Genomic DNA, 15,276 nt, shown 5'->3' on the forward strand with positions numbered 1-15,276 from the left:
CGATTATAGTTTTTTTTTTTTTTTTTAAAAGCAGAAGCCGGCATCCGAGAGGGGAGCCCGTCTGGGGGGCTGGGAGATGTGTAAAAGAGACGGGGGGGGGCCCGGGAGGACCGGGGGGGGGATGGTAGCCCCGCCCCGCCCCTCGCGCAGGCGTCGGCGGACCGGGCCCGAGACAGCGCACCGACCATGGACAATGGGACCCGTGACGGTGCACAACCTGCAGATCACCGCGTCTGCCCCCGACCCGGCTCTCCTCGACCTGCCCTGGGACGTCCCGCTCGAGGACTGGCCGGCGGAGACGCTCGCCGCGCTCCCCCGCGGTATCTCCCGGCACATCGTGCGGTTCGTCCGTCTCTCGGGCCGGGTCATCGCGATCAAGGAGATCGGCGAGTCGGTCGCGTACCGCGAGTACGAGCTGCTGCGTCAGCTGCGCCGGCTCGACGTGCCGAGCGTCGTGCCCGTGGGCGTCATCACGGGCCGCAAGGCGCCGGACGGCGAGCCGCTGGAGGCGGTCCTCGTCACGGAGCACCTGCAGTTCTCGCTCCCGTACCGCGCGCTGTTCAGCCAGTCGCTGCGGCCGGACACCGCGACGCGACTCATCGACGCGCTCGCCGTGCTCCTCGTCCGGCTGCACCTCGTGGGCTTCTACTGGGGCGACGTGTCGTTGTCGAACACGCTGTTCCGCCGCGACGCGGAGACGTTCGCGGCGTTCCTCGTCGACGCGGAGACGGGTGACCTGCACCGCGAGCTCTCCCCGGGCCAGCGGTCGTACGACGTCGACCTCGCGCGCACGAACATCATCGGCGAGCTCATGGACCTCGCGGCGGGCGAGCTGCTCGACGAGGACGTGGACGAGGTCGCGATCGGCGACGCCTTGGTGGCGCGGTACGAGGAGCTGTGGGAGGCCCTCACGACGTCGGAGTCGTTCGACGCGGACGAGCGGTGGCGGGTCGCGGCGCGCATCGAGCACCTCAACAACCTGGGCTTCGACGTCGACGAGCTCGCCATCACCACGGACATCGACGGCACGACCGTCCAGATCCAGCCCAAGGTGGTCGACGCCGGCCACCACTCCCGGCGCCTGCTGCGCCTCACGGGTCTCGACGTCCAGGAGAACCAGGCCCGTCGCCTGCTCAACGACCTCGACTCGTACCGCGCGGCGGCGGACCGGCAGAACGACGACGAGGAGTTCGTCGCGCACGACTGGCTGAGCGGGGTCTTCGAGCCGACGATCCAGGCCGTCCCGCGCAACCTGCGTCGCAAGCTCGAGCCGGCGCAGCTGTTCCACGAGATCCTCGACCACCGGTGGTTCATCTCGGAGCGCGCGGGCCGCGACGTCCCGTTGGCGGAGGCGACGCGCTCGTACGTCGAGAACGTGCTGCAGCACCGGCCGGACGAGAAGTCGATCCTCGGCCTCGCGCCGGGAGAGAAGGACCCGGAGTACTACGGCTGACCGCCGCCGGCCGCCGGGACGTCCGGCGGCCGACCGGCCCGGTCAGCCCTGCGTCTCGCGCAGCCGCGCGACCTCGTACAGGGAGATGCCGGTCGCGACGGCGGCGTTGAGCGACTCGGTGTCGGAGGCGATGGGGATCGACGCGACGACGTCGCACGCCTCGCGGACGAGCCGCGAGAGGCCCTTGCCCTCGGACCCGGCGACGACGACGAGCGGCTCGGTCGCGAGCTGGAGGTCGCCGATCGCGGTCGAACCGCCCGCGTCGAGCCCGACGACGAAGCAGCCCGCCTGCTTCAGCTCGCCGAGCGCGCGGACGAGGTTCGTCGCGCGGGCGACGGGGACGCGCGCTGCAGCTCCGGCGGACACCTTCCAGGCCGAGGCCGTGACACCGGCGGCCCGACGCTCGGGCACGAGGACGCCGTGCGCCCCGAACGCCCCCGCGGAGCGCAGGACGGCACCGAGGTTGCGCGGGTCCGTCACGCCGTCGAGCGCGACGATGAGCGGCGCCCGGTCGGACGCGGCGGCGGCGTCGAGCAGGTCGTCGACGTCGCGGTAGTCGTACGGCGGGACCTTGAGCGCGACGCCCTGGTGCACCGCGCCGTCGGTGAGGCGGTCGAGCTCGGGCTTGCCGACCTCGAGCAGCTCGTAGCCGCGACCGGACACGATGTCGAGGATCTCGCGCGTGCGGTCGTCGGCGTCGAGGCGCGAGAAGAGGTAGACGGCCTCGACGGGGATCCCGGCGCGCAGCGCCTCGAGCACGGAGTTGCGCCCGGTGACGATCTCCTGGACGCCGCCACGGCCCTTCGGCCCGCCGCCACGACCACCGCGGGTGCCGCCCGTTCGCTGGCCCGCGGCCTTCTTCTCCGCGGCCACCTTGCGCTGGTGCGCGGGGTGGTAGACGCGGTCCTCGGCCTTGGGCGTCGGGCCGCGGCCCTCGAGCGCCTTGCGCCGCTGCCCGCCGGAGCCGACGGTCGCGCCCTTCTTGCTCCCGGCCTTGCGCATCGCGCCGCGTCGTTGTGAGTTGCCTGCCATGGGTCTGCCCGTCGTGTCGTCGGTCGTTCAGGTCGTGGTGCGCCGCCGCGCGGGGCGCGGGCGGCAGTGGCCCGGGGACCGGTGCGGCCCTCTCGGTCCATGCTCGGTCAGCCGAGGCTCCAGCGCGCGCCGTCGGCGGAGTCCTCGACGACGATCCCGGCCGCCGCGAGGCGGTCCCGGATCGCGTCGGCCGTCGCGAAGTCGCGCGCCGCGCGGGCCTCAGCCCGGGCCGTGAGCTCCGCACCCACGACCGCGTCGAGCGCGGCCGCGTAGCGCGAGTCGCCCGCGTCGGCCCACTGCGGGTCGCCCGGGTCCAGTCCGAGCACCTCCAGCATCGCGCGCAGGGCGACGAGGTGGTGGCGCGCGACGGCGTCGGCCGCGGTGCTGCGGTCGGCGAGCGCCGAGTTGCCCGCCCGCAGGTGTTCGTGCACGACGGCGAGCGCCGCCGGCACGTTGAGGTCGTCGTCCATCGCGGTGGTGAACGCGGTGGGCAGCTCGGCGTCGCGCACGTCCCCGACGTCGCCCACCCGCTCCGTGGCGCGCTCGACGAACCCGGCGAGCCGCTCCCAGGTCGTCTGCGCCTCGGTGACGGTCGCCGGCGTCCACTCGAGCATCGAGCGGTACTGGACGGACGCGAGCGCGTAGCGCAGGACCGCGGGGCTGGTCGACGCCAGGACCTCCCGCACGAGGAGCCCGTTGCCGAGCGACTTGCTCATCTTCGTGCCGCCCTGCGTGACCCACGCGCTGTGGAGCCAGTGCCGGGCGAAGCCGTACCCGGCGGCACGGGACTGCGCCTGCTCGTTCTCGTGGTGCGGGAAGCGGAGGTCGAGGCCGCCGCCGTGGATGTCGAACGTGTCCCCGAGGTAGCGCCGGGCCATCGCCGAGCACTCGAGGTGCCACCCGGGGCGGCCCCGGCCGAACGGCGTGTCCCACGACGCCGTGAGCGGCTCGTCCGCCTTGGGCGCCTTCCACAGCGCGAAGTCGCGCGGGTCGCGCTTGGCCGCGGCCTCCTGCGCGTCCGCGGGGACGTCGTCGGGCACGGGGTTGAGGTCCTCGAGGCGCTGGTTGGTGAGCGAGCCGTACTCGCTCCACGAGCGCACGTCGAACCAGACGTCACCCGGTCCGGTGGTGTACGCGTGGCCCCGTTCGACGAGCCGCTCCATGAGGTCGACCATGTCGGGGACGTGGCCGGTGGCGCGCGGCTCGTAGGTGGGCGGCAGGACCCCCAGGGCGTCGTACGCGGCGGTGAACGCCCGCTCGTACGTCGCCGCCCACGCCCACCACGGCTCGTCCGCGGCCGCGGACTTGGCGAGGATCTTGTCGTCGATGTCCGTGACGTTGCGGATCAGCGTGACGCGCGACCCGCCGCGGCGCAGCCAGCGCACGAGCACGTCGAACGCGACGGCGGAGCGCATGTGACCGATGTGCGGCGCTGCCTGGACGGTCGCCCCGCACAGGTAGATGCCGACCTCGCCCGGTGTCCGGGGCACGAAGTCGCGCACGTCCCGCGTGGCGGTGTCGAACAGGCGAAGGGTCACGTCCGCAAGGGTACCGGGGCCGTGCGCCGCGGTCCGAACCGTGCCTCCGACGTCCGCCCTCCGCCGGCGCGCGGTCAGCCGAAGGCGCGCCCCTCCCCGCGGTACGTCGGCACGACGTCCACCACCTCGTCACCGCGCACGAGGTGCACGACGTCGAAGCGCTCCATGACCTCGCCGGCCTTGGCGTGGCGGAACCAGACCCGGTCGCCGACCTCCAGGTCGGCGGCCCGGCGGCTCGTCCGGTGCAGCGGGGTCTGGACCTCGCCGGCGCCCTCGCGCCCCGTGAGGGACCAGCCGGACGTCACGACGAGCGGGAGGCGGCTCCGCGCCGCGGGTCCCGAGGCCACGTACCCGCCGCTGAACGCCGTCGCCCATCCGGGCGCCGGGACGCGGACCACGTCGAGCCCGAAGAACGCCGCGGGGCGCGGCCGGAACGCGCGGTACCCGTCGAACAGCCCGGGAACGTAGAGGCCGGAGCCGGCGGTCACCTCGGTCACCACGGGGTCCGACGACGACGTCTCGAGCGACCCGGTGCCCCCGGAGTTCACGAGCTCGACGTCGTGCCCGGCGACGCCGCGCACCGCCTCGACCACCTCGCCCCGGCGTGTCGCGAGGTCGGCCACCGACGCGCGCTTGACGAGGCGGACCGCGGGGCTGCCGTCGGGGAGCCCGGCGACCTGCGCCTCGTAGAACATCACGCCGCGCAGGGTCAGGCCCGGCTCGGCCACGACGCGGGCCGCGAGCGCCGCGGCGTCGGCGGGCGTGCGCACGGGCGACCGCCGGGTGCCGAGGTGCGCGACGAACGGGCCGACGCCGACGCGCAGGGAGGCGTCGACGTCGAGAGCCACCCGCACGGGAGCCGCGTCCGTCCCGAGGCCGGCGCCCGCGAGAGCCTGGCGGACGAGCGCGACGTGCGCGGCGTCGTCGACCATGAGCGTGACCTCGCGCCGCGCCCTGGCGTCCCGGGCGAGCGCGGCGAGCGCGCCGCGGTCGACGCTCGGGTACGCGACGAGCACGTCGCGCGTGCCCTCGTCCACGAGCCACAGCGCCTCGCGCAGCGAGTACGCCATGACGCCACGGAACCCCCGCGCGAGCGCACGGTCCGCGAGGCTCCGCACGCGCACCGACTTCGACGCCAGGCGGACCGGTGTGCCGCCCGCCCGCGCGACGAGCTCGTCGGCGTTCGCGTCGAACCGGTCGAGGTCCACGACGGCGAGAGGGCCGTCCGACCGCTCCGTCGCGCGCGTCAGGCGCTCCAGCAGCGACGGCGAGGTGCCCGTCCCCGGACCCGCGGCGTCTCGCTCGTCGGTCGTCCCGGTGTCGCGGTCCCCCACCGCGTGCGCCGTCGTCCTGCCGTCGCTCATGGGAGAAACGTACGGCATGAGACAGTACGTGCTGTGAGCAGCGACGACGCCCTCGTCTGGACCAACTGGGCCCGCACGGCCACGGCCACCCCGCGCCGTCGCACGACCCCGCGGGACGAGGCGGAGCTGGCCGCGTCCGTGGCCCGCGCGGCGGACGAGGGCCTGCGCGTCCGGGCCGTCGGGGCGGGGCACTCGTTCACGCCCGCGGCGGTCACCGACGGCCTGCTGCTCGACCTCGACCGGCTGGACCTCGTCGAGCGCATCTCCCGCGAGGGCGACGCCGTGCACGTGACGGTCGGGGCCGGCATCCGGCTGCACCGGCTCAACGCGGCCCTCGCGGCGGCTGGGCTCGCGATGCGGAACCTCGGGGACATCGACCGGCAGTCGGTCGCCGGTGCGATCTCGACGGGCACGCACGGGACGGGAGCCCGGCTCGGCGGTCTGGCGACCCAGGTGCGCGGCGTGCGCGTCGTCGGTGCGGACGGAGCGGTCCGCGAGGCGACGCCCGCGCGCGACCCCGGGCTGTTCGAGGCGAGCCGGCTCGGCCTGGGCGCGACCGGCGTGCTGTCCGCCGTGACGCTCGAGGTGGTCCCGGCCTTCCTCCTGCGCGCGCAGGAGGAGCCGTGGCCGCTCGACCGCGTGCTCGACGGGCTCGCTGCACCGGACGACGACCCCGACGGGCTCGTCGGCGGGAACGACCACGTCGAGTTCTACTGGTTCCCGCACACGCGGCGCGCGCTCACCAAGCGCAACAACCGGCTCGCACCCGACGAGGAGGCGAGGGAGATCGAGCGCCTGCGCACCGGCCCGGGCGCCGTCGCCCGCGCCCGCACGTGGATCGACGAGGAGCTGCTCTCCAACGGCGCGTTCGAGCTCGTCAACCGCGTCGCGAAGGCCGTGCCGCGCGCGACGCCGCGCCTCAACGCGGTCGCGGCCCGCGCCCTCGCGCCGCGCACGTACGTCGCGCCGTCGCACCAGGTGTTCGTGACCTCGCGCCGGGTCAGGTTCCGCGAGATGGAGTACGCGGTGCCGCGCGACCGCCTCGTCGACGTCCTCACGGCGGTCGACCGCTGGCTCGAGCGGTCCGGAGAGCACGTGCCGTTCCCGGTCGAGGTGCGCTTCGCGGCGCCCGACGACGTCTGGCTCTCCACGGCGCACGGCCGCCCGACGGCGTACGTCGCCGTCCACCAGTACGCGCAGCTGTCCCACGAGCGGTACTTCGACGCGGTCGAGCGCATCGTCGCGGAGGTGGACGGCCGGCCGCACTGGGGCAAGCTGCACGGCCTCGACGCCGCGAGGCTGCGCGCGCTGTACCCGCGGTTCGACGACTTCCTCGCCGTGCGCGACGCCGCCGATCCCGACGGGGTGTTCACGAACCCGTACACGGACACGGTCCTCGGTCCGGTCCCGGGGCGCTCGGGTCGGTAGGTGACGGGCCGGGCGGGCAGGGGTTGAGACCCGTCAGGCGCTCGCCCGCTCCCCGCCCTCCGGGTGCACGACCTGCGTGAGGACGTAGTCGGCCAGCGCGTGGAAGCTGGCGATCGCGACCTCGTCGTCCTGCTCGACGAGCCAGGCGATCTCGATGCCGTCGATGTACCCGGCGACGAGCCGGGAGAGGAAGCGCACGTCGAGCCGGTAGGTCACCCCGGCGCGCCGGGCGACCTCCTCGAGGATCCCCTGCGTCATGTTCCACGTCTGCTCGAGGTGCGCATGGGCGACGGACTTCAGCGCGCGGCTGCGCACGCCGGCGGTCGCGAACTCGAACGTGAGCAGGCGCATGTGCCGGCGGGGCATGAGGCCCTCCCACAGCGCGTCCGCCGCGGCGTGCGCGAGCACCACGACGTCCGTGCCCGCGTCGAGCGACGCGCGGACCGGTTCGGACGCGACGAGGGCGAGGCTGTTGCCCATCGCCTGGAGGAGCTCGTCCTTGTCCTCGAAGCAGTAGTGGACCACGCCCAGCGAGACGCCGGCCTCGGCCGCGACCCCGCGGATCGTCACCGCTTCGACCCCCTCGCGGACCGCGATGGTCATCGCTGCGTCCACGAGCTGGGCCCGGCGTTCTTCGACGGACATACGGTTCATGTGCGGTTCATCCCATGTGTCGTGCTCTGGGAAAGTGAAACACATCGCGAGGCTTCCCACGATCGTAAGCGTCCGGGCACCACCTGGCACGCGGTGTCCCGGACGCGCGAGAATGGCGTCCGACGACAGCACCCGACGAGACGGAACCCCGTGCGACCTGCTCTCCGCTCACTGCTCGGCGCGTCGCTCGTGGTCGCCGCGCTCGGCCTCACGGGCTGCGCCGCGTCCGGCGAGCCCGACGCGACCGCCACCCCGGCGACCTACGTCGTGCCCGACGTCCCGGTCTCGGTGACGGTCCCCGCGGGCTGGGAACGCCTGACCCAGGACGGCGCGTTCGCGGTCCGCTCCCCCGAGGGGTTCGGGGAACCGGCGTTCCGGGCCGACGTCGTCGTCACCGGCGAGCCGTCGGACGGCGCGCTCGAGGACGCCGGCGCGGACACCGCGGAGCGTGTCGCCGCGATCGACGGCTGGGTCCCCGACACCGAGGGCCAGGGCGCGACGACGCTCGGGCAGACCCCGGCCTACCGCGTCTCGGGCACGGTCGACGTCGGCGGGACGCCGGTCGCCCAGGAGGTCGTGCTCGTCGGCTCGACCGCGGCCGACGGCGAGCCGTGGACCGTGTACCTCACCGGGTCCCACGCCGTCGACGACGCCGAAGGGGCCGCGGGGACGCGCGCCGTCCTCGAGAGCGCGCTCGTCACCCCGCCGGGCTGACCGGGACGACGAGCGCCGTCGCGACGGCCGCGACGCCCTCGCCGCGCCCCGTGAGCCCGAGGCCGTCGGTGGTCGTGGCGGTGACGGTGACGGGAGCGCCTGCCGCCGCGCTCAGCGCGGCCTCCGCCTCGGCCCGGCGGGACCCGACGCGCGGCCGGTTCCCGATGACCTGCACGGCGACGTTCCCGATCGCGAACCCCGCGTCCCGGACGCGGCGCGCGGCCTCGGCGAGCAGGCGCGCGCCGCTCGCCCCGGCCCACTCCGGCGCGGACGTGCCGAAGTTCGACCCGAGGTCGCCGAGCCCGCTCGCGGAGAACAGGGCGTCCGCGGCGGCGTGCGCCGCGACGTCGGCGTCGGAGTGGCCCGCGAGCCCCCTCTCGCCCGGCCAGTGGAGCCCCCCGAGCCACAGAGGGCGGTCCTCGCCGTCGGCCGCGTAGGCGTGGACGTCGACGCCCACACCGGTGCGCGGGAGCGCGGGCGGCGTGCGCGGCGCGTCCGGGCCGGACGGAGCGGTCATCGGGACTCCTGGAGGGTCAGCTCGGCGACCCGCAGGTCGTGGCGCGTGGTGATCTTCGCCGCGGCGGGGTCGCCCGGGACGACGTGGACCGCGTGTCCCAGCGCCTCGACGAGACCGGCGTCGTCCGTCGCGGCGGCCGACTCGTCGTCCGCCCGGTGCTCGGCGACCGCGTGCGCGCGCTCGAGCAGCGCGCGGTCGAAGCCCTGCGGCGTCTGGACCGCGCGCAGCGCCGACCGGTCGACCGTCCCGGTGACCCGCTCGGCGCCGACGGGGTCGTCCGGGTCCGCGGGCTCCACGCGCTTCACGGTGTCGGTCACCGGGAGCCCGGGGACGACGGCGGCGTTCCCGGCGCGCACCGCCTCGACCACGCGCCGCACGAGGGCCGGCGGCGCGAGCGGTCGGGCGGCGTCGTGCACGAGGACGACGTCGACTGCCGCCTCTGCACCGGCCAGGCCGGCCCGCAGCCCCGCGGCGACGGACGCCTGGCGCGTGCCCGCGCCGGCGACGGCGTGCACCGGGAGGTCGACGCCCGGGTCGTCGCGCAGCATCCCCGCCACGTGGTCGACGAGCCCGGGGGGCGCCGTCGCGACGAGCACGTCCACGACCCCGGAGGCGCACAGGCGCCGGGCGGCGTGCACCACGAGGGGCAGCCCGTCGAGCTCGACGAGCGCCTTCGGGAGGTCCAGCCCGAGGCGCGTCCCGGAGCCTGCGGCGGTGAGGACGGCGAGAGTCGGCACGGGCACACCGTATCCCGCGTCGGACGGGGGACGACCCCCCGGGCACGACGACGGGAGGGTGGCCGTCCGCGGGACGGCCACCCTCCCGGGTGTCGAGCGCCGGGCGGTGCCCGGTGGTCAGGACGCGAGGACCTCGTCGAGGATCGCCTCGGCCTTGTCCTCCTCGGTGTGCTCGGCCAGCGCGAGCTCCGAGACGAGGATCTGGCGCGCCTTGGAGAGCATCCGCTTCTCCCCGGCCGACAGGCCACGGTCGGCGTCGCGGCGGGAGAGGTCGCGCACGACCTCGGCCACCTTGATGACGTCACCCGACGCGAGCTTCTCGAGGTTCGCCTTGTACCGGCGCGACCAGTTGGTCGGCTCCTCCGTGTAGGGTGCACGAAGCACCTCGAACACGCGGTCGAGGCCTTCCTGGCCGACGACGTCACGGACGCCGACGAGGTCGACGTTCTCGGCTGGGACTTCGATGGTCAGGTCACCCTGGGCGACCTTGAGCTTGAGGTAGATCTTGTCCTCGCCGCGGATCGTGCGCGTCTTGATCTCTTCGATCAGTGCGGCGCCGTGGTGCGGGTAGACAACGGTCTCGCCTACTGTGAACGTCATCTGCAGATGTCCCCTTTCGCGGAGGTCCATCTTACCACGGGGATCTGTGGATATCCGAGCCCCAGGCACCTTTCCACAGCGCTCGTCGACGGTGTCTGCGCAGGTCAGAGGCGTTTGCGTACCGTCCGTGAACCGTCCGTGAACGGTGCCGGACCGTCCCGGGGGCGACTCCCGGCGGGTGGGCCGGGGCCCCGCCGCGCGACGCCCAGGGTCCTGACCGCGCTCCCCCTGCACGTGACGCCGCTCACGCCCGCCCCGCCACAGGTCCCGACGCCGCCCGGCGGGGACGCCGACGCACTCGGCCTGGCCCGGACCCCCCGCCCCCTCGCGCCCCTGGAGAGCACGTGACCCGCACCACGACCACCCGAGCACGCCGGACCCTGCGGGCCTGGGCCGTCCCCGTCGTCGTCGCGACCGTCGCTGCCACCGCCGCGTGCTCCCCCATCGAGACGAACCGGCCCTACTCGCCGTCCGACGGCCTGCGCGTGAACCTCACCGACGACCTGCGCGGTCTCAACCTCATGGTCGTCACCGCGGCCGAGGGCGAGCCCGGCGCGCTCATCGGCGCGTTCGCGAACGACACGAGCGAGGACGTCGAGTTCGAGCTCGCGCCCGAGGGCGGCGCCGGCCTGATCGTCCCCGTCGAGGCCGGGAGCACCGTCTACCTCGGCACGGACGACGGCTTCGACGCGCAGCTCGGCAGCGTCGACGCGGCGCCCGGCGCCGTCCTGCCCGTCACGGTCTCCGTGAGCACCGGCGAGGAGAAGTCGCTCTCGCTGCCCGTCCTCGACGGCACGCTGGAGGAGTACGCGCACCTGGTGCCGTGACCGGTCGCGGCCCGCGCGCCGCACCACGCAGAGCACGGAGAGACGGCGCCGCTCCCCCGCGGGGAGCGGCGCCGCCGTGCTGCGGGACCGGGGCGGCTCAGCCGAAGCGACCGGAGATGTAGTCCTCCGTGGCCTGCTGGGACGGCGACGAGAACATCGTCGCGGTGTCGTCCATCTCGATGAGGCGTCCGGGCTTGCCGGTGCCGGCGATGTTGAAGAACGCGGTGCGGTCGCTCACGCGCGCCGCCTGCTGCATGTTGTGCGTGACGATGACGATCGTGTACTCGTCCTTGAGCTCCGCGATGAGGTCCTCGATCGCGAGCGTGGAGATGGGGTCGAGCGCCGAGCAGGGCTCGTCCATGAGGAGCACCTGCGGCTTCACGGCGATCGCCCGCGCGATGCACAGACGCTGCTGCTGCCCGCCGGAGAGGCCCGACCCCGGGCGGTCGAGGCGGTCCTTGACCTCGTTCCACAGGTTCGCGCCGCGCAGCGACGACTCGACGAGGTCGTTGGCGTCGGAGCGCGAGATGCGCTTGTTGTTGAGCTTGACGCCCGCGAGCACGTTCTCCTTGATCGACATGGTCGGGAACGGGTTCGGCCGCTGGAACACCATGCCGACCTGACGACGCACCGCGACGGGGTCGACGCCGTTGCCGTACAGGTCGACGCCCTCCATCGCGACGGTGCCCTCGACGCGTGCGCCGGGGATCACCTCGTGCATCCGGTTGAGGGTCCGCAGGAACGTCGACTTGCCGCAGCCGGACGGGCCGATGAAGGCCGTCACGGACTTCGGCTCGATCGCCATGCTGACGTCCTGCACGGCGAGGAAGTCGCCGTAGTAGATGTTGAGGTCCTTGACGTCGATGCGGTTGCTCATGTCGTGCGGTCCTTCCGAGGTCCCGGCGCGGTGCGCCGCCGGCCGAGGGGTCGTGTGTGCTCCGCCGCCACGGGCGGCGCTCGAGGTGCTCATCGGCTCTTCTTGGGCGAGAACCAGCGGCCGACGAGCCGCGCCGCGAGGTTGAGGAGCATCACGATGATGATGAGGGTGAGGGCCGCGGCCCAGGCGCGGTCGACGCCCGTCCCGCCCTGCGCCCACTGGCGGTAGGCGAACACCGGCAGGGTCGCCATGCGCCCGTCGAACAGGTCCCAGTTGACCGAGTTGACGAGCCCGATCGTCAGGAGCAGGGGTGCCGTCTCGCCGATGACGCGGGCGACGGCGAGCATGACGCCGGTGACGATCCCGGCCATCGCGGTCGGCAGGACGACCTTGACGATGGTCAGCCACTTCGGCACTCCCAGGGCGAGCGACGCCTCGCGGAGCTCGTTGGGGACGAGGCGCAGCATCTCCTCGACCGACCGGATGACCACGGGGGTCATGAGGACCGCGAGCGCGACGGCGCCCATGATGCCCGCGCGGTACGCGGGGCCGAAGATCAGCGTGAAGAGCGCGAACGCGAAGAGGCCGGCGACGATCGACGGGATGCCGGTCATGACGTCGACGAGGAACGTGATGCCCCGGGCCAGCGCGCCGCGGCCGTACTCGACGAGGTAGATCGCCGTGAGGATGCCGAGCGGGACCGCGATGACGGAGCACGCGAGGGTGACGAGCAGCGTGCCGACGATCGCGTGGTAGACGCCACCGCTGGTCATGGCGCCGTACACGCCCATCATGTCGGTGGTGAGGAACTCCCAGCTGAAGAGCGCCGCGCCCTTCGAGAGCACCGTCCACACGAGCGAGACGAGCGGGATCATCGCGAGGAGGAACGCGAACGTGACGAGCGTCGTCGCGAGGCGGTCGGCGGCGTAGCGGCCGCCCTCGACCACGCGGGACGTGATCGTCAGCCCGACGGCGTAGACGACGGCGCCGAGGCCCACGACGCCCCCGAGCGTCGGCTCGGCGACGGCGAGGAGCACGAGGAACGCGACGACGAGCGACCCGCCGACGAACGCCCAGGGCACCCAGCGCGGGAGGCGCGTGCCGTTCGCCGTCAGCTCCAGCGCCGTCTGCTGGACGGGGGTGTCGACGGTCATCAGTTGGCTCCCGAGAAGTCCTTGCGGCGGGCGACGATGGCGCGCGCTGCGAAGTTGACGGCGAAGGTGATGACGAAGAGCGCGAGGCCCGTGGCGATGAGGACGCTCACGGACAGGCCCGACGCCTCGGGGAACTGCGCCGCGATGTTGGCCGCGATGGTCTGGTGCTGGCCCGGCTTGAGGAGGAAGAACGAGTACAGCAGCCCGGGCGAGATGACCATGAGCACCGCCATGGTCTCCCCGAGCGCCCGCCCGAGGCCGAGCATCGCGGCGCTGATCACGCCCGAGCGCCCGAACGGGATGACCGCCTGGCGGACCATCTCCCAGCGCGTCGCGCCGAGGGCCAGCGAGGCCTCCTCGTGCAGCGTCGGCGTCTGGAGGAAGACCTCGCGCGAGACCGCGGTGACGATCGGCAGCAGCATCACGGCGAGCACGACGCCCGCGGTCATGATGTTGCGCGCGGGGGCCTGGTACCCCTCGAACAGCGGGACGAACCCGAGCGCCGAGGAGAGCCACCGGAAGAACGGGTCGAGGATCGGCGCGAGCCACAGCGCGCCCCACAGGCCGAAGACGACGGACGGGACGGCGGCGAGCAGGTCGACCAGGTAGCCGAGGCCCTGCGCGAGGCGGCGCGGTGCGTAGTGCGAGATGAAGAGCGCGATGCCGACGGAGACGGGCACCGCCAGGAGGAGCGCGAGGACCGACGCGAGCACGGTCCCGAAGACGAGCGGGCCGATGTACGCGAGCAGCGATCCCCCGGAGAACCAGGAGATCTCCGCGAGCTCCTCGGGGCTCGCGGTGAGGGCCGGCCACGCCTCGACGACGAGGAAGGCCGCGACCGCGGCGAGCGTGACGAGGATGACGATGCCGGCGCCGTGCGCCAGCGCGGAGAAGATCTTGCCGCCGACTCCGGCCGTCGGCCTCCCGCGGTGCGGGGACGCGGCCTCGGCGCTTCGCCGCGGTGGGCTGATGACACTCACTGGTGCTCCGTCGTGTGGTGGGGACGAGGTGCGGGGAACCGCCTCGGGCGGGCGGGAGGGCCGGAGCCCCCCCGCCCGCCCGGGGGGCTGGCTCTTATTCACATCTGGCGCTGCCGACGAATAGAGGGGGGGGGGTTTTGGTGGTGGGCTGGTTATTAAAAAAAAAAAAATTAGATTTGTTATCGGGGCCGAGCCGGCGACGTCGGGCTCCGCCGCGCGGGCCTGGCCCTCCTCGCTGGCGACGTAGCCCAGGTAGCCCTTGACGTTGTCGACGTCGGCCTGCTCCTCGTAGGTGCCGCACGCGATCGAGTACGAGATCAGCACGATCGGGTAGGCGCCGGCCTCCGTCGTGGTGCGGTCGAGCTCGACCACGAGCTGCGTCTCCGTGGCGCCCTCGGCGCGCGGGGAGGCGTCGACGACGGCGGCCGCGGCCTCCGGCGAGTACGGGACGTACTCCTCGCCGACCTTGACCGCGACGGTGCCGAGGTCGCCGGCGCGCGAGGCGTCGGCGTAGCCGATCGCACCCTCGGCGCCGGTCACCGTGTCGATGAGGCCCTGCGTCTGGGCGCCGGACTGGCCGCCCTCGACCGGCCAGTCACCGCTCGCCTCGTGCGGCCAGGCGCCGTTCGAGGCGGCCGCGAGGTACTCCGTGAAGTTCTCCGTCGTGCCGGACTCGTCGGAGCGGTGCACCGGGATGATGTCGATCGCGGGGAGCTCGACGCCCTCGTTCTCGGCGGCGATCGCCGGGTCGTCCCACGACGTGATGTCGCCGTTGAAGACCTTGGCGATCGTCTCGGCGGACATGTTGACGTTGTCGGCGTCCACGTCGGGCAGGTTGTAGACGACCGCGATGGGGCTGATGTAGAGCGGGAGCTCGAGGACGTCGCCGCCGTAGCAGCGCTCCTGCGCCGCGGCCAGCTCCTCCTCGTCGAGCGCCGCGTCCGAGCCGGCGAACTGCGTCGCGCCGGCGATGAACTGCTCGCGGCCGCCGCCGGAGCCGACGGCGTCGTAGGTGACGGTCACGCCGGGAGCCATGTCGCCGAAGCCGGCGATCCAGCCCGCCACGGCGTTCTCCTGCGAGGAGGCGCCGGCGCCGGCGAGCGTGCCGCTGAGGCTCTCGAGGTCGCCCCCGGCGGAGCTCTCGCTGCCGCCGGGCTCGGTGTCGGAGCCGTCCGAGCCGTCTGAGCTGCAGGCAGCGAGCGTGAGGGCGAGGGCGCCCACCATGACCGCGGTACCGGCGCGGGAGATTCGGCTGAGCTTCACGAGTCGATCCATCCTGTTCGAAGCTGTGCGAGCACCGGCGAATACCGGCGACGTCCAGGACGGTAGGAGGAGCGGGTGACGCGTTCACCGAGTCCCGATGAACGCGAGGTGAACAGTGCACAGACGTTTCCGGGCGGT

14 protein-coding genes and 1 pseudogene are annotated in these 15,276 nt (G+C 73.6%); 4 read left to right on the forward strand and 11 right to left on the reverse strand.

Going from position 1 to position 15,276, the window contains the following annotated elements; translation table 11 throughout:
- The first annotated feature begins 193 nt into the window (after positions 1 to 193).
- The gene (locus tag ACWPWV_RS00005) at positions 194 to 1,453 is read left to right on the forward strand and encodes a DUF4032 domain-containing protein (RefSeq protein WP_454040969.1); all 1,260 of its coding nucleotides are present in this window, start codon (positions 194 to 196) and stop codon (positions 1,451 to 1,453) included.
- Positions 1,454 to 1,495: 42 nt separating this feature from the next.
- Here the strand turns inward: ACWPWV_RS00005 and rlmB are convergent, their stop codons facing one another.
- The 3 genes from rlmB to ACWPWV_RS00020 form a co-directional block, all read right to left on the reverse strand.
- Positions 1,496 to 2,485 (reverse strand): 23S rRNA (guanosine(2251)-2'-O)-methyltransferase RlmB, encoded by a 990-nt coding sequence (gene rlmB / locus ACWPWV_RS00010; protein WP_454040970.1) that lies wholly within the window; start codon positions 2,483 to 2,485, stop codon positions 1,496 to 1,498.
- 107 nt (positions 2,486 to 2,592) lie between these two features.
- Positions 2,593 to 4,023 (reverse strand): cysteine--tRNA ligase, encoded by a 1,431-nt coding sequence (gene cysS / locus ACWPWV_RS00015; RefSeq protein WP_454040971.1) that lies wholly within the window; start codon positions 4,021 to 4,023, stop codon positions 2,593 to 2,595.
- Between the two features lie 74 nt (positions 4,024 to 4,097).
- Entirely contained in the window at positions 4,098 to 5,387 is a 1,290-nt protein-coding gene (locus tag ACWPWV_RS00020; protein ID WP_454040972.1) for an alanine racemase, read from the reverse strand.
- 33 nt (positions 5,388 to 5,420) lie between these two features.
- On the opposite strand from ACWPWV_RS00020, the gene ACWPWV_RS00025 reads away from it, so the two are divergent.
- Entirely contained in the window at positions 5,421 to 6,815 is a 1,395-nt protein-coding gene (locus tag ACWPWV_RS00025) for a D-arabinono-1,4-lactone oxidase (RefSeq protein WP_454040973.1), read from the forward strand.
- 33 nt (positions 6,816 to 6,848) lie between these two features.
- On the opposite strand, the gene ACWPWV_RS00030 is transcribed toward ACWPWV_RS00025, so the two are convergent.
- Positions 6,849 to 7,469 (reverse strand): TetR/AcrR family transcriptional regulator, encoded by a 621-nt coding sequence (locus ACWPWV_RS00030; protein ID WP_454040974.1) that lies wholly within the window; start codon positions 7,467 to 7,469, stop codon positions 6,849 to 6,851.
- 150 nt (positions 7,470 to 7,619) lie between these two features.
- Between ACWPWV_RS00030 and ACWPWV_RS00035 the strand changes: the two genes are divergently transcribed.
- Positions 7,620 to 8,183 (forward strand): hypothetical protein, encoded by a 564-nt coding sequence (locus ACWPWV_RS00035; RefSeq protein WP_454040975.1) that lies wholly within the window; start codon positions 7,620 to 7,622, stop codon positions 8,181 to 8,183.
- On the opposite strand, the gene ispF is transcribed toward ACWPWV_RS00035, so the two are convergent.
- The 3 genes from ispF to ACWPWV_RS00050 all read right to left on the reverse strand — a co-directional run bounded on the left by ispF (position 8,167) and on the right by ACWPWV_RS00050 (position 10,037).
- Positions 8,167 to 8,700, reverse strand: a complete 534-nt coding sequence (gene ispF / locus ACWPWV_RS00040; protein ID WP_454040976.1) for a 2-C-methyl-D-erythritol 2,4-cyclodiphosphate synthase — start codon at positions 8,698 to 8,700, stop codon at positions 8,167 to 8,169. The genes ACWPWV_RS00035 and ispF overlap by 17 nt on opposite strands.
- Positions 8,697 to 9,437, reverse strand: a complete 741-nt coding sequence (ispD, locus tag ACWPWV_RS00045) for a 2-C-methyl-D-erythritol 4-phosphate cytidylyltransferase (RefSeq protein ID WP_454040977.1) — start codon at positions 9,435 to 9,437, stop codon at positions 8,697 to 8,699. Before ispD ends, ispF begins: the two co-directional genes overlap by 4 nt.
- Before the next feature lie 117 nt (positions 9,438 to 9,554).
- Positions 9,555 to 10,037, reverse strand: a complete 483-nt coding sequence (locus tag ACWPWV_RS00050) for a CarD family transcriptional regulator (RefSeq protein ID WP_031315710.1) — start codon at positions 10,035 to 10,037, stop codon at positions 9,555 to 9,557.
- Between the two features lie 344 nt (positions 10,038 to 10,381).
- Between ACWPWV_RS00050 and ACWPWV_RS00055 the strand changes: the two genes are divergently transcribed.
- Positions 10,382 to 10,864: a hypothetical protein gene (locus ACWPWV_RS00055; RefSeq protein ID WP_454040978.1), complete on the forward strand. Its 483-nt coding sequence runs from the start codon at positions 10,382 to 10,384 to the stop codon at positions 10,862 to 10,864.
- A gap of 97 nt (positions 10,865 to 10,961) precedes the next feature.
- Here ACWPWV_RS00055 and pstB read toward each other — a convergent pair whose 3' ends face one another.
- From pstB to ACWPWV_RS00075, 4 genes and pseudogenes are all read right to left on the reverse strand, one after another.
- Positions 10,962 to 11,741, reverse strand: a complete 780-nt coding sequence (gene pstB, locus ACWPWV_RS00060; RefSeq protein ID WP_454040979.1) for a phosphate ABC transporter ATP-binding protein PstB — start codon at positions 11,739 to 11,741, stop codon at positions 10,962 to 10,964.
- Between the two features lie 89 nt (positions 11,742 to 11,830).
- Entirely contained in the window at positions 11,831 to 12,895 is a 1,065-nt protein-coding gene (pstA, locus tag ACWPWV_RS00065; protein WP_454040980.1) for a phosphate ABC transporter permease PstA, read from the reverse strand.
- The gene (gene pstC / locus ACWPWV_RS00070; RefSeq protein ID WP_454042774.1) at positions 12,895 to 13,875 is read right to left on the reverse strand and encodes a phosphate ABC transporter permease subunit PstC; all 981 of its coding nucleotides are present in this window, start codon (positions 13,873 to 13,875) and stop codon (positions 12,895 to 12,897) included. The genes pstA and pstC overlap by 1 nt, the downstream gene beginning before the upstream one ends.
- 231 nt (positions 13,876 to 14,106) lie before the next feature.
- Positions 14,107 to 15,150, reverse strand: a pseudogene (locus tag ACWPWV_RS00075) (phosphate ABC transporter substrate-binding protein PstS); the annotation flags it as partial.
- Positions 15,151 to 15,276: the final 126 nt, after the last annotated feature.

The sequence above is a fragment of the Cellulosimicrobium sp. Marseille-Q8652 genome (assembly GCF_965112045.1).

Coding starts and splice junctions, on each gene's coding strand:
- ACWPWV_RS00005 (WP_454040969.1), top strand. CDS start 194: ATGGGACCCGTGACGGTGCACAACCTGCAGATCACCGCGTCTGCCCCC.
- rlmB (WP_454040970.1), bottom strand. CDS start 2,485: ATGGCAGGCAACTCACAACGACGCGGCGCGATGCGCAAGGCCGGGAGC.
- pstB (WP_454040979.1), bottom strand. CDS start 11,741: ATGAGCAACCGCATCGACGTCAAGGACCTCAACATCTACTACGGCGAC.
- ACWPWV_RS00020 (WP_454040972.1), bottom strand. CDS start 5,387: ATGAGCGACGGCAGGACGACGGCGCACGCGGTGGGGGACCGCGACACC.
- pstA (WP_454040980.1), bottom strand. CDS start 12,895: ATGACCGTCGACACCCCCGTCCAGCAGACGGCGCTGGAGCTGACGGCG.
- ACWPWV_RS00030 (WP_454040974.1), bottom strand. CDS start 7,469: ATGAACCGTATGTCCGTCGAAGAACGCCGGGCCCAGCTCGTGGACGCA.
- ACWPWV_RS00050 (WP_031315710.1), bottom strand. CDS start 10,037: ATGACGTTCACAGTAGGCGAGACCGTTGTCTACCCGCACCACGGCGCC.
- ispF (WP_454040976.1), bottom strand. CDS start 8,700: ATGACCGCTCCGTCCGGCCCGGACGCGCCGCGCACGCCGCCCGCGCTC.